The sequence below is a fragment of the Nisaea sp. genome, from assembly GCF_040217065.1.
Lineage (GTDB): Bacteria > Pseudomonadota > Alphaproteobacteria > Thalassobaculales > Thalassobaculaceae > Nisaea.
Window position 1 is genome coordinate 342878 of record NZ_JAVJNX010000008.1, and the last position, 13446, is coordinate 356323.

Below are 13446 nucleotides of genomic sequence, written 5' to 3' on the forward strand. Positions count from 1 at the left end.
CCGCCCTTATCCCTTGGCTTCCGCTTCCACGTTCGGAGGGGGCGCTGCCCGGCCGGTGGTCACTGCGCCGACGCCGACGACGGTCAGTGCGGCACCGGCAATCTGGAACAGGTCCATGCTCTCGCCAAGGAAAATGATCCCGGACGCCGCGCCGACCAGCGGGGCCAGAATGGTCAGGGGCATGGTTTGGGAAACGTCGTATTTCTGCAGGATCCTGTACCAGATCCCGTAACCGAAGATGGTGACCCCGACGGCCATATACACGACACCGCCCCAGCCCGCTATCCCGGCGGTCTGCAGGGAATCCCACTGCCCATCCTCGAAGAACAGCGAGGAACCCAGGATCATCGGGGCGGCCAGAACGGACATCCAGGCATTCAGGACGAACGGGTTTATCGTCCCCATCCATTTCACCTGGATATGGGCGAGCCCCCAGAGCAGTGCCGCGACGATGACCAGGCCGAGATTGAACAGGCTGCCGGAGGTTCGCGGCGCTCCCGCCAGCATGGCGACTCCGACGAAAGCTATGGCGATGCCGAGGATCTGCCGCCGGCTCGGACGTTCGCGAAAGAAGATGACCGCGAGAATGACGGCGAACGGGACCTGGATCTGCGCGGCGATGGCCGCGAGCGAGGCGTCGGTGCCCTTGAGCCCGGTAAACATGAAGGCGAAATGCAGGACGCCCAGGGTTACCGAAAGACCAAAGATGTGCAGGAACTTGATGCCGCGCCATCTCAGGAAAGGGATCAGCAGGATGGCGGTCAGGAGATAGCGCAGACCGATCAGCATCATCGGTGAGAATTCCGCCATGGCAACTTTGCCTAAAGCGAAGTTCAATCCCCAGACGAGCATGACGACGATGCCGAGCAGAAGGTCCTGTGGCTTCATGAAGCCCGGGTTTTCTCTAGATCTTCGCGCTGTTCTTCGAGTTCAAGCCAACGGTTCTCCGCAGTTTCCAGCGCGGTCTGCGCAGCTTCAAGTCTTGCGCTGGCGGCCTTGAAGCGTTTCGGATCCCGGGTGAACAGGGTTGGATCGGCGAGTTCGTTCCCGAGGGCCTCGATTTCCATCCCGAGCTTGTCGATCGTATCCGGAAGCGTGTCGAGCGCGTGCTGGTCCTTGTAGCTGAGCTTGGCGCGCGGCTGGGATGGTTTCCCGGCAGGTTTCGCCGTGGATTTGCTGCCGGATTTCTTTGCCTGCGTCAGCTCTTGCGCTTCGGCCTTGCGCAGAGCGGCATAGTCGCTGAAGCCGCCGACGAATTCCTCGATCCTGCCATCGCCCTCTACGGCGATGATGGAGGTCACCACCCGGTCGAGGAAATCACGGTCATGGCTGACCAGGATGATCGTGCCGTCATATTCGCCGAGGACTTCCTGCAGCAGGTCGAGGGTTTCGATATCGAGATCGTTTGTCGGCTCGTCGAGCACCAGCAGATTGTGCGGGCCGGCAAAAAGTTTCGCCAGCAGCAGACGGTTGCGCTCCCCGCCGGAGAGGTTCTTCACATGTGCCCGCGCCTGGCGTTCCTCGAACAGGAAGTCCCGCAGGTATGAGACGACATGCTTCGGTTTGCCATGCACGAAGACGGTATCATTGCCACCGGGGCAGAGCGTGGACCAGAGTGTCGCTTCGCCGTCCAGGGTTTCCCGGTACTGGTCGAAATAGACGGTCTCGACCCCGAAACCGACACGGACGCGGCCCTTGTCCGGCGTCTCCTGGCTGATCAGCATTTTCAGCAACGTGGTCTTGCCGGCACCGTTGGCGCCGACCAGACCGATGCGGTCGCCCCGCTTGATGATGGTGGAGAAATCTTCCGCAATGACCTTTTCACTGCCGTCCGGCTGCGGGTAGGACTTGGAGATGTGGTTCGCCTCAATGACGAGCTGGCCACCGGACTCGGCGTCTCCGACACTGAGATTGACCAGCCCGGTCCGTTTCACCCGCTCGGCCCGCTCCCGGCGCATGCCGAGCAGGGTGCGCACGCGGCCCATATTGCGCTTGCGCCGGGCGGTAAGCCCTTCGCGCAGCCAGCGGGTTTCCTCGGCGATCTGTTTGTCGACCCGGCGCCGGGTCGCCTCCTCGTCCGCCAGCACCTTGTCCGCCCAGTCGGGGAACGCGGCGAAACCTTCGGAATTCCGGCGTACCTCGCCACGGTCGATCCAGTAGGTCCGGTTCGACAGGCGGCTGAGGAAGGTCCTGTCGTGGCTGATCAGCAGGATACCGCCCTTGAAGGCTTCCAGCTCGTCTTCGAGCCATTCTATCGTCGGCAGGTCGAGATGGTTTGTGGGCTCGTCCAGCAGCAGCACGTCGGGCTCGGAGACCATGGCGCGCGCCAGGGCGACGCGGCGGGACTCACCGCCGGACAGCGCATCGGTCAGCCGGTCGCCGTCGAGCGAGAGATGCAGCAACATGGAATCGACCAGATATTCCGCCGGATGCTCGCCCGGATGGACCGAAAGGCCTCCCCGGACATGGTCGCGGATGGTGATACCCTTCGGCAGCGGCGGATCCTGCGGCAGATAGGCGATCTTGGCGCCGGGCTGCACGAACCGCTCACCCTGGTCGAGATCGATCTGTCCCGCGAGACATTTCAGCAGCGTGGATTTGCCGGACCCGTTGCGCCCGACCAGGCAGATGCGCTCACCCTTGGCCACGGTGACGTCGGCATCATCGAACAGGACGCGTTCGCTGAGCGTGAGCCGGGCGTTGCGCAGGGCAACAACCGGCGGAGCGGAGGATGCTCGGGCCATGGCTCAGTTCATGCCGCGTTGTTTGGCAATTTGGTCATAGGCGGCATTGATGGCTGCCATTTTCTGCGTTGCCGCCGCGACGAATTCTTCCGGCAGGCCTTCCGCAATCAGCCGGTCCGGGTGATGTTCGCGGATCAGGGTCCGGTAAACCCGTTTGACCTCCGCGTCCTCCGCGTCATGCGCGATGCCGAGCATGGAATAGGGATCTTCCGCATCCTTGTCGCCGGCAACGGCGCGCAGACGCTGGAAGGCATTTGCATCGAATCCGAAGATTGCGGCGACGCGCTCAAGGTAGGAAATCTCGTTCTGGTGAATGACGCCGTCCGCCTTGGCAATGTGGAAAAGGCTCAGCAGAAGCTCTTCGAGGACGGGGGACCCGGCGTTGAACAGGCGTGCTATCTGCTGCGCATAGACCTCGAAGCCTTCGACGTCGCGCCGTGCCATGTCCCAGACCCGGCCGACATTGCGGATCTCTTCGGGGGGAACGTGGAAGACTTCCCGAAAGGCCGCGATCTCGTCACGGGTGACCACGCCGTCGGCCTTTGCCATCTTGGCGCTGAGCACCACGACACCGATGGTGAAGGCTATTTTCTTGGTCGCCGCTTCCTCGTCTTTCGGCGCATCGGAACTGGCGAAGCGGTCCACGGCATGGCCAGCCGTCGCCCCGAGCAGGGCGCCGATCGGACCGCCGAGGGCGAGGCCGGCGGCGCCGCCAATGATTTTACCCCAGATACTCACGTTTCAGGCCGTGCCGCGCATGATGGACGATATATGGATTCTCGACGGAACATGTCGGCTGCCGAGGTTTCCGTCAACAAGGGCGTGCGGCCGTAACGGTATTGGCGGCGTGCCCTTGCTGGGTGTTGGCGTGGAGAGTAGTTTGACCGGCCCACTTTTTTTCGAACGGAGATCCCGAAATGGATGTAGAGGCGACGCCCGTCGATGCCGCCACCCGCGATGCGGCGCTTGATGCATTGAAGCAGATTTTCGGGGACCGGTTCACCACGGCCGAGGCCGTGCGCCACCAGCATGGCAAGGACGAAAGCTATCATGCGCCGATGGCGCCGGACGCTGTCGTCTTCGCCGAATGCGAAGAGGAGATCGCCCGCGCCGTCACTGTATGCAACAGGCTGAAGTTCCCGGTCATCCCGTTCGGTACGGGAACCTCGCTGGAAGGCCATGTTGCCGCGCTCAAGGGCGGTGTCTCCATTGATACCTCGCTGATGAACCGGGTGCTGGCGGTCCATGCCGAGGATCTGGACGTGACCGTGCAGCCGGGCGTGACCCGCAAGCAGCTGAACGAGCATCTCCGCGATACCGGTCTTTTCTTCCCGATCGATCCCGGAGCGGACGCCTCGATCGGCGGCATGACGGCGACCCGCGCCTCCGGTACCAATGCGGTGCGCTACGGCACCATGCGGGAAAATGTCCTGTCGCTTCGTGTTGTCACGCCGAGCGGGGAAATCATCCGGACTTCGCGCCGGGCCCGTAAGTCTTCCGCCGGTTACGACCTGACACGGCTTTTCGTTGGCTCCGAGGGCACGCTCGGCGTGATCACGGAAATTACCCTCAAGGTCTATGGCATTCCGGAAGCGATTTCGTCTGCCGTCTGCCAGTTTGATACTCTGGAAGGAGCCGTGGACTCGGTCATCACGACCATTCACGCCGGCATCCCGGTGGCCCGGATGGAATTGCTGGATGAAGTGCAGATGGGGGCCTGCATCGAGTATTCGAAACTCCAGGGCTACGAGGCGAAACCGACCATCTTCTTCGAGTTTCACGGCAGCGAGGCCGGTGTGAAGGAACAGGCGGAAACGGTCGAGACGATCACCGCCGATTTCGGCGGCAGTTCCTTCGAGTGGGCGACCCGGACAGAGGATCGCAACGTTCTCTGGCAGGCGCGCCACGATGCCTATTATGCGGGACTTGCGCTGCGCCCTGGCTCGCAGGGCTGGCCGACGGATGTCTGCGTGCCTGTCTCGCGGCTGGCGGAATGCATTCGGGAGACGAAGAAGGACATCGTCGAATCGGGGCTTTGTGCGCCGCTGGTCGGTCATGTCGGCGACGGCAATTTCCACCTTGTCTACGTGATTGATCCTGACGACGCGGATGAGATGGCCCGGGCCAAGGCGCATAGCGAACGCATGGTCCATCGGGCTCTGGAGATGGATGGCACCTGCACAGGCGAACATGGCGTCGGCTATGGCAAGATGCCGTATCTGGAAGAGGAGCATGGTCCGGCGCTGGGAATGATGCGATCGATCAAGCGGGCGCTTGATCCGAACAACATCATGAACCCGGGGAAGATCGTCGAGATCTGACGGCTGTCTATCAGTGGGCCGTCTGGGTGATCTGGCCCTGCTCTGGGTAATCCCTGACGCGATCGACCGGCAGGTGAACGCGCACGAGAGTCCATGCACCCTGTTCGCTTTCTAGAGCAATGGTTCCATCATGCAGCTCGGTCAGATTGCGGGCGAGGGACAGGCCGAGACCGACTCCGCCATATCGCCGTGACAAGTCCTGCTCTGCCTGCTGAAAGGGTTCCATCACTCGCTTCAGGTCGGCCGCGGAAATTCCGACGCCGGTATCCTTGACCGAGATTTCCAGTCCGCCATCTTCGACTATTGCGGCACTGGCCGAGATCGCCCCGCCGGCCGGGGTGAATTTAACGGCGTTGATCAGAAGGTTGATCAACACCTGACGCAAGCGCGTTTCGTCCCCGAGAAAGGCGGGCAGGTCCGGCGGTATATTCAGGGTCAGGCTGAGGTTGGCCGCGGAGATCTTTTCATTCAGCATGCGGGCGCAGGATCGCATCATCTGCCGCACATCAATCACGTTCTCGTCCAGGGTCAGGAATCCGGCTTCGATCCGCGAAATATCGAGCAGATCGTTAAGGACGGTGAGCAGGTGTTTGCCGGTATCGTTGATGTCATTTGCATAATCGAGATACCGGTCGTTCTCCACCTTGCCGAAGAGCTGACCGGTGATGATTTCGGAGAACCCGATGATTGCATTCAGCGGTGTCCGGAGTTCGTGGCTCATATTCGCGAGAAAGGCGCTTTTCGCCCGATTTGCCAGATCCGCCTCATAAATTGTGCGCAGAAGCTGGTTGCGGCGTTCCAGTTCTTCGGTGATGTCCGTCCCGGTTCCGCGATATCCCTTGAAAACACCCTCTTCCAGGATCGGCGTGCCGCTGATACGCCGGTAGCATTGCTTCCCGGCGGTGCCCGGAACCGCATATTCGAAATTGCGGAATGGTCGATGGTTCCTGATGCTCTCACGGTGTTCTTTCCAAGCATCGCCCAGATCTTCGTTATAGCTCAGCTTTTCGAAATCCAGATAGGATACGCCGAGCTTCGATGCGACGGACTCGCCGGTTACGCTCTCAAACCTTTCCGATAAATGTGTCAGCCTGTGATTCTCGTCGACCTCCCAAAACCAGTCCGATGAGATCGCGGCCATATCGCGGAACCGCTTCTCGCTCGCCTCAAGCGCCTGAAAGTCGCGACGGCGGCGGACGTGATTGACCAAGAGCAATGTGATCAATGCGCTCTGGACCAGGACGAAGAGTGCGCCGCCCCAGATTAGCATCGCACTGGATTCCGGGGAAGGTGGCGCGCGTCCCGCCGACTGGAGACGGTCGGTCTTTCAGCCGTCTTCGTCATGAGAATATGTACAGTCGGCGCTGCGAGAGGAGCGAGCCAACCCGGCAGTGCGGGCATACCGTCGGCCGTGCCGAAAGGCACTGATGTTGCTGCCAATCCCGCTATCAGGATTGCATATTGGAGAAATCTGAGGCGCATCCCTTGAAACCGGAAATCCCTGACAGTGGAAGTTCACCACGTAAGTCGACTGGTCAACCTAGTGCTCAGTAATCTCCGGGTTAGATTAATAATTCCTTACATCTTCCGGAACGAACTCATCACGGCTGCGCAGAATCCGTCGAAGGCATCGCGTTCGATCCAGCGGACCACGGCGACCATGTCGAGAGCCGGATCGACCCAGATGACGCTGGAGCCCTTTCCTTTGGCGAAGTAACTGGTGCGCGGCGCGGACGGTGCGGAGCCGCCGGAGCTGTTGAGCCACCAGAGGTAGCCGTAGTCAGGGTTGATCGGGCAGGCTGTCGTCGCCTGATCGATATAGGTTCCGGAGATGAGCTGCTTGCCGCTCCAGACGCCGCCGTTGGCCATGAGCAGGCCGGTCCGGGCCTGATCGCGTGAGCTGATGAACATGCCGCCGCCCCAGTGCGAGCCGCCGGAGACCGACTGGATCTTCTTGCCGTCGATATCGACCCAGGAATTCTCGTAGCCGTGCCATTCCCAGTCGGAGGACGCACCGATCGGGTCCATGATCCGCTCTTTGATGACTTCCGGAAGCGGCCGCTTCCAGACCCGGAGCAGGGCGAGGGCCAGCCGGTTCACGCGGACATCGTTATATTCCCAGAAGGTGCCAGGGGTCTGCATCTCGCGGGTCTTGCCCTTGAGCGTGCCTTCGCCGACTTGGGCATCGAGATCGCGATTATGGTCGATCCAGTCGGGTTTGCTCCACAGCGTGCCCTGCCATTCGCTGGTCTGCTGCAAAAGCTGCGCCCAGGTGATCGGCTTGTTCTGCGGGTCGTCGAAACCGCCATCATCGACCAGTTCGGCGACCGGACGGTCGAAGCTGGGGATCAGGCCGTCATCCAGCGCCAGACCGGCGCAGATCGACAGATAGCTTTTGGCGACGCTGAAAGTGATGTCTGCACGCGAGGTATCGCCCCATTCATGAACGATGCGGCCGCCTTTCAGGATCATGCCATGCGGGTCGGCGCGCGGCCGGGTGATGCCGATGACGTCGCGCAGCCCTTCCGGCTCGCCGAACAGATCGTTGTCGAGGGCGCGGCGGATATCCCGGTCCATCTTGGATTCGTTTGCGATGGCGAAGTCGCTGGCGGCTTTCAGACCGGCGGCGTCAAAGCCGGCATCGCGCGGATCGATGCGTTCCCAAGACTCGCTTGAGGCGGGAAAATACTGTGTCATGTCGGTCTCTTGATATCGCGGCGGGAGACTGACAGTAGCGCCCAATTGCCGTGAGGGTCCAGACTTGCAATCCGCTCAGGCCCAATCGCAAACTGGAACGAAAGCAGCTGGAGGATTGGCGAATGTCGATGTCGGAACAGGAAATCAAAGCGATGGGGCTGCCGCGCTATACCGGCATTCCGACCTTTATGCGCACACCTTATCGGGAAGCTGCGGCCGGCCTTGATATCGCCCTGGTCGGGGTGCCTTATGACGGCGGCGTTACCAACCGGCCCGGCGCCCGGCACGGCCCGCGCGAGGTACGCAACCAAAGCAGCCTGATGCGTACGATCAATCAGGCGACCGGCGTCTGTCCCTATGAGCTGTGCACGGTTGCCGACGTCGGCGACGCGGTGGTTGAACGGCCATTTCAGCTTGAAGGCGCGCATCAGGAGATCGAGGGTTACTACAAGGAACTGGCAGCGACCGGAGCCATCCCGCTCAGCGTCGGCGGGGACCATTCCATCTCCCTGCCGATCCTGAGGGTGCTGGCGCGGGAGCGGCCTGTCGGGCTGATCCAGATCGATGCCCATTGCGATACCGGGGACGATTATCTCGGCTCCCGGTTTCATCATGGAGCGCCATTTTCACGAGCGGTGGACGAGGGGCTGCTGGATCCGAAACGCTGCGTGCAGATCGGTATTCGCGGCGGCATCAATTCACGGGATCAGTGGGCCTTCAGTTACGAGCATGGCATGCGCGTCATCCAGATCCATGAAGCGCATGAAATGGGACTGGATGCGGTCATTGCCGAGGCGCGCCGGGTCATTGGGGACGGGCCGACCTATTTTACCTTCGATATCGACGGGATCGATCCGGCCTATGCGCCCGGTACCGGTACACCGGAGATCGGCGGCTTCACTGCGCTTGAGGCGCAATTGCTCGTGCGAGGGATGAGGGGAGCGAACCTGATCGGCGCGGACGTGGTAGAGGTTTCGCCGCCTTTCGATCCGAGCGGGATCACGGCGCTGACCGGTGCCACGATCATGTTCGAGATGCTCTGCATCCTGGCCGAGGCGGTCGCGGCGCGAAAGCGTTGATCCGGTGATGCGCAGACTGCTGCTTGCAGGCGTGCTGCTGTCGATCGTGATGGCCCGTCCGGTGAGCGCCGGGCCGGGTGAGCCGGAAATCGCGATGGTTGCAGCCGCGCTCGCAAGCGGCGCCGTGCCGGAGGTTCGCATCGCCGCTGCACCGGGGCCGCGCAGTGCGGCGTTCTATGCCCGGACGGCGGACGGCAAAGTCCAGGCCGTCCGCTTTCTGAACCGGCTGACGGATGGCGAGACCGGACCGGTGATCCCGGTTCCCGCGAACAAGGAACAGATTCTCCGGATAGGCGGCTCTCCCGGCTATTTCGTCGCCGCGCGGACCGGGCTGGCACTCGACCGGGAGGCCATCATTGTGCTGCTGACCGGCGAGGCGCCCGATGGACTCGACGGTCTCGTGCCGTCAGGTCGCGCGAGTGTGCCCGCCGATCGGTTCTTCCGGAACGTTGCGGCCCTCTCCCGGCACCGCAGTTTCATCGTTCATATTGTCCCCTACAGCATCTCTGCGCCGGGTATCCGGCCCAGTCTCTTCAAGACGTCAGACGCAGAAAATATCGCGCTTTCGTTTGAGAGAGCCACTTTTGAAACGGTTCTCATGATAGCGGATATTCTCTCCGTCGAGACGGCTGGACCCCTTGCGCCGATCATGATCGATCCGGCTGAAGAGGGGGGCGTTTTCCGGTTCCGCTACCGGAGTGTCGAGCCTGCATCCCTGCTCGGCGACCGATTGGTGAAGATGGCGGAAGGGCTCGGATTGAAGAGGGTGCGGATATCCGGGGACGCATCGGTCGATCACCTGAGATTGTCCTTCCAAGCGCCCTGATCCGACCGGCGCAACATACAATAGTCTGTTGCTGGCAGCTGTGAAATCAATCAAGATAAACACGCAATAAATGAAAAAATAAGAAATTATTCACCATATCGGATTGGTCTGGTGGCGGTGTTGGATAGCAGCGGCAGCGCAATCGGTCTCAGGACCGAGATCAGCAATGAACTGGCCGCGGTGCTTGCGGCCGTGGCCGATGCCTCAGGCGAAGACGGCGGACGTTATGACGCGCGGGTGTGCCGGAGCCTGATCCAGACGATTGCCGCCCGATCCTATGGCCGGCCTCTGCTGGAATTGGCGTATCTTGTCGCTGCCGCTGACCGGCTCTCCGGACGTCACGGATATGTCGGATTTTTCTGGACGATGCGCGTGGCGACGGCCGGTGCCTTCAGGGCCGCCGCTTTGTCGGCCGCCGGTCGGGGCACGGCGCCACGGGAGATTGACGCCGCCACGGATGAGTTGGTTATCAGTTTCCCGGGGCAGGCATACAGGATCAGTTACAGCCGTATGCCTTTCCTGGCGGCACTTCTCGACTTCTGTATCACCGCCCTCGGGTTTGCCGAGATAGATGGAGATATTTCCGTCCTCCTTTCCGGCCCAAGGGACCGGGAAGCGATGCAGTCTTTCGCAAACGGCTTGTCCCGGAGGCTCTATGAGTTCCTCAAGCAGCACCTGCCGTCCCAGCAATATGAACGCAAGTTCAACACGATATGCGGTTTCATTTCGGAACGGACAGGACGGCGGGCCGGTGCCGACGCGATCGACGACCGCACGGTGCTGGCCTTCTGGGAGGAGCGGTGCGCCGATCGGCGCGCAGGCAGCGATTTCCGGGGTTTCCGGACGGTGGCGGTGAATTTCTTCCATCTGAGGGAAGCGCTGAAGACCGCCGCCGACCGGCTTGCCGTCGAGGCGGCGGCTCCGATCGGTCCGGCACGTGATGCAGGAGAGGTCGACCCGGGCGAAATCTGCCGGGCGCTGGAGGTCGCCGACAGTAAGAGATCTGTGCTGGCCGACCTGTCCCTGCCGCCTGCGAACCAGCTGAAGACCATCAACAAGAGCGAAAGCGCGCGGCTTGAGCTGGTGGTTGAAGCGGGCGATGCCGCGGCGATCCTTCCGCTCACCATCCTTCGCGCGGAATGCTTCGGGAGCCATCAGGCCCGGATCGTTCAGGCGGTGCGCAGAGGCAGAATGGCCGGGCCTGACGGGACCGTTGCGGCATTGGTCGCGCAGCCGCCGGTCGAGGACTATGGCGCGGCAACGGCGGCTTTCCAGGTGCTGGCCGAGCGTGTTCAGAAAATCCGGCAGGCATTGATGTTCATTCTGTTCCGCAACGGGGACCCGGAAGCATTCGAGATCGGGTTCGATATTTTCCCCGAGATTGTCCCGGCCCTGCGCGCCAGGGTCAATGATCCGGAGGCAGAACTTGCTGGGAACGTCGTGCCGTTGCATCCGGACCGGGAAATCAGCCGTTTGCTTAAAAGCGCTGTTGACGGTGACCCCGAGACATTGGTTGAGGCTGCACTATTCAGGCGTGCCCGGTTGGCCTTCATGAAAGTGAACCGGCGCGGCTTCGAGGAAGAGCGGGTGTGCAATCCGGAAATCCGGGAGGCGGCCAGAGCAAGCGAACCTCTGTTGCGGGTTTGCTGCGATGATCTGGCTGCATTGTTGCGGGCACTGGACCGCCATTTCAGCCTGATCCCTGCGGACCGGGTATTCGAAGAGGATTGCAGACGGTTCCAGGCTGCTCTGGCGGCGCTTTACGGAGAGCCGGTATGACAGAAACACGCAGTCCCGACACTGATCCGTTCGCCGAAGCCCTGTTTGTCGCGTCATCCTTGTCGTGCGATCTCCGGCATCGCCTGTTGCGGCCGGCCCGGGAAGCGGATCCTGGCCGGATCGCATTTTCCGAAGCGGCGCAATGTATGGCGGACCCGGGAAGCCCGGTTGGCCGGCAGGTTCTGGAGGCGGCAAGGCGGCGGCCGGAGATCGGCTCGGCTCTTGCCATGTTGGCCCAGCGCTTCGCGTTGGCGGACATGCCGGCCGTTGCGGCGGCGAGCGACGGTACTTATGCGATACGCCAGGCAGGAGATTTCCTGATGCGTGTTGAACAGTCCCTGCAGATCGGTGGGCCTGCTTACCTGGTTATTCAGAGGGCGGTCGAGGGGACGATGCCGCGGCTGGTCGTCGGTATACCGGAAGCGGGGAGTCCGGTCATGCATGTCTTGCCGGAAAGCGAAGACGGCACGATTCAGCTTCTGCTGGAGGCGGAGGCGGCACTCCTGCAGCTGCTCCGGGATCCGGACTGCCGGTTCCTGCTGGCCTGATGGCAGGGACGCCGCGAATACGGGTCTTGATCGCCACCACGCGCGGACCGGCGCAGGTTCTGAACATCGCGCGGGAGAATCCGTCTGTCCGGTCCGTCATTTGTGTCGGGGGGGCGCTTGCGGCTCTGCCGGTCAGCCCGGTCTACGACGCTTTCGTGCGCGAACCGACAGGGGTCGTCGAGCGCATGACCGGGCATCCGGTCTATCGCACCGATTTATCCGCACCGATAGACGCCGGAGTGAGTTGGCAGCTCGGTCTGTTCCTGGCGCATGCCTTGCGTGTTGCCGACGCCTTGGCGATGCCCGGCGAATCGCCGGCCAAGACCATATTGGTTACGGGCGGGCTGGACAGGGATCTGAAGGTAACCCCGGTCAGCCATGTCGCGGAAAAGCTGGCGCGTGCCGGCCTGCCGGGCGAGGCGCCGGGGCTTTTTCTTTTCCCGAAAGGCTCAGACAGTGTCGCGCAGATGCATGGCTGGAATCTTGTTCCGGTCTCAGATGCGGAGGATGCGCTCGCGGCCTGCCTCGGCCGGGATCAGGCTGCGAGGCTGGTTCGACGCGCGTGTTCTTCCCGGCAGGCGCTGGCGCGGTGGCGGAGCCCACGCCTTGTTCCGGGTGCGATGTCATTGATTGCGGCGGTCGCGCTGGTCGCGCTGGTCGCGGTGCTTGCCGTCTTGAATCGGGACCCATCAGGACTTTCCGCGCCGGACGGGCATCCGGACCATACTGGTGCCAGCCCGGTTGGGTACATGACGCTTTCAATAGCCTCGCGGGATCCTGCAAGCGGAACCTGCGGCAGCCCGGAGCCGGTACCGCCAGGAGTTGACTCCTTTGAAGGTACCGTCTGTTTTGGCCGGATCAGTGTTTCCTCCCGGGGAGAGTACCGCCTTCGAATGGCGCTTTCCGGCGCTTTCTCACACTATGTTGATCAGAGCCGGTACCGGCGGGAACTCGTGCGGAAAACCGATGGCACCGACAGCCTGGTCATGCAGATCGATTTCCCTTTTTGGCTGCGCGACCCTGTTTGGCTTGAAGTTGTCGCGGATATGCTGGCGATGGATGGGCGGCCCATTCGTTCAGCAAAGCGAGCGTTAGAGATCGTTCCTGCAAAGACGTCCGTCTATTGAATGGCTGCTGTTTCCAACTTGGTTTGCTTGCATCGGACATCTTCTTGAGTGCACGTGTCAGGACACATGCATTGACGGGCAAGCGACGGGATTCTCTAACCCTGATTCTTTTGAGATTTTGCGACAGCGACGGGATCGGTATATTTATCCCTGTTGTCTGATCTGTGCCGGATGACTGGGCTGGGCTTTGCTCTGGTCCATCGGATCGAAATGATAAGCTGTGTATGGCTTGTGAGTAATTTCATTCTTTTCCAATTTAAACCGAATGCCCGTTATCACTTTCTGATTTCATTGTATCGAGGCAGGTAACCATGGGGCGAACCGG

At 61.6% G+C, this 13446-nt stretch carries 11 protein-coding genes; 6 read left to right on the top strand and 5 right to left on the bottom strand.

What is annotated here, in order from left to right; translation table 11 throughout:
- Positions 1-6: 6 nt before the first annotated feature.
- From RH950_RS10650 to RH950_RS10660, 3 genes are read right to left on the bottom strand one after another with little or no spacing between them, the layout of a single operon-like run.
- Positions 7-888 (bottom strand): DMT family transporter, encoded by an 882-nt coding sequence (locus tag RH950_RS10650; RefSeq protein WP_350056494.1) that lies wholly within the window; start codon positions 886-888, stop codon positions 7-9.
- Entirely contained in the window at positions 885-2744 is a 1860-nt protein-coding gene (locus RH950_RS10655; RefSeq protein WP_350056496.1) for an ATP-binding cassette domain-containing protein, read from the bottom strand. Before RH950_RS10655 ends, RH950_RS10650 begins: the two co-directional genes overlap by 4 nt.
- Before the next feature lie 3 nt (positions 2745-2747).
- Complete coding sequence (locus RH950_RS10660) at positions 2748-3482, bottom strand: TerB family tellurite resistance protein (RefSeq protein WP_350056498.1); 735 nt, start codon at positions 3480-3482, stop codon at positions 2748-2750.
- Between the two features lie 179 nt (positions 3483-3661).
- Between RH950_RS10660 and RH950_RS10665 the strand changes: the two genes are divergently transcribed.
- Entirely contained in the window at positions 3662-5065 is a 1404-nt protein-coding gene (locus RH950_RS10665; RefSeq protein WP_350056500.1) for an FAD-linked oxidase C-terminal domain-containing protein, read from the top strand.
- Between the two features lie 10 nt (positions 5066-5075).
- Here the strand turns inward: RH950_RS10665 and RH950_RS10670 are convergent, their stop codons facing one another.
- Entirely contained in the window at positions 5076-6335 is a 1260-nt protein-coding gene (locus RH950_RS10670) for a PAS domain-containing sensor histidine kinase (RefSeq protein WP_350056502.1), read from the bottom strand.
- A 308-nt stretch (positions 6336-6643) separates the two neighbouring features.
- Positions 6644-7762: a serine hydrolase domain-containing protein gene (locus RH950_RS10675; RefSeq protein WP_350056504.1), complete on the bottom strand. Its 1119-nt coding sequence runs from the start codon at positions 7760-7762 to the stop codon at positions 6644-6646.
- Between the two features lie 122 nt (positions 7763-7884).
- Here RH950_RS10675 and speB point away from each other — a divergent pair, with 122 nt between their 5' ends.
- From speB to RH950_RS10700, 5 genes are all read left to right on the top strand, one after another.
- The gene (gene speB, locus RH950_RS10680) at positions 7885-8841 is read left to right on the top strand and encodes an agmatinase (RefSeq protein ID WP_350056506.1); all 957 of its coding nucleotides are present in this window, start codon (positions 7885-7887) and stop codon (positions 8839-8841) included.
- A 7-nt stretch (positions 8842-8848) separates the two neighbouring features.
- Positions 8849-9667: a hypothetical protein gene (locus RH950_RS10685; RefSeq protein ID WP_350056508.1), complete on the top strand. Its 819-nt coding sequence runs from the start codon at positions 8849-8851 to the stop codon at positions 9665-9667.
- A gap of 111 nt (positions 9668-9778) precedes the next feature.
- Complete coding sequence (locus tag RH950_RS10690; protein ID WP_350056510.1) at positions 9779-11446, top strand: hypothetical protein; 1668 nt, start codon at positions 9779-9781, stop codon at positions 11444-11446.
- Complete coding sequence (locus tag RH950_RS10695; protein WP_350056511.1) at positions 11443-11994, top strand: hypothetical protein; 552 nt, start codon at positions 11443-11445, stop codon at positions 11992-11994. Before RH950_RS10690 ends, RH950_RS10695 begins: the two co-directional genes overlap by 4 nt.
- Before the next feature lie 185 nt (positions 11995-12179).
- Positions 12180-13121, top strand: a complete 942-nt coding sequence (locus RH950_RS10700) for a hypothetical protein (RefSeq protein WP_350056513.1) — start codon at positions 12180-12182, stop codon at positions 13119-13121.
- Positions 13122-13446: the final 325 nt, after the last annotated feature.

Bases quoted from the DNA above. Each gene is read 5' to 3' on its own strand.
- RH950_RS10650 (WP_350056494.1), bottom strand. From the start codon at position 888: ATGAAGCCACAGGACCTTCTGCTCGGCATCGTCGTCATGCTCGTCTGG.
- RH950_RS10655 (WP_350056496.1), bottom strand. From the start codon at position 2,744: ATGGCCCGAGCATCCTCCGCTCCGCCGGTTGTTGCCCTGCGCAACGCC.
- RH950_RS10665 (WP_350056500.1), top strand. From the start codon at position 3,662: ATGGATGTAGAGGCGACGCCCGTCGATGCCGCCACCCGCGATGCGGCG.
- RH950_RS10670 (WP_350056502.1), bottom strand. From the start codon at position 6,335: ATGCTAATCTGGGGCGGCGCACTCTTCGTCCTGGTCCAGAGCGCATTG.
- RH950_RS10675 (WP_350056504.1), bottom strand. From the start codon at position 7,762: ATGACACAGTATTTTCCCGCCTCAAGCGAGTCTTGGGAACGCATCGAT.
- speB (WP_350056506.1), top strand. From the start codon at position 7,885: ATGTCGATGTCGGAACAGGAAATCAAAGCGATGGGGCTGCCGCGCTAT.
- RH950_RS10685 (WP_350056508.1), top strand. From the start codon at position 8,849: ATGCGCAGACTGCTGCTTGCAGGCGTGCTGCTGTCGATCGTGATGGCC.
- RH950_RS10695 (WP_350056511.1), top strand. From the start codon at position 11,443: ATGACAGAAACACGCAGTCCCGACACTGATCCGTTCGCCGAAGCCCTG.
- RH950_RS10700 (WP_350056513.1), top strand. From the start codon at position 12,180: ATGACCGGGCATCCGGTCTATCGCACCGATTTATCCGCACCGATAGAC.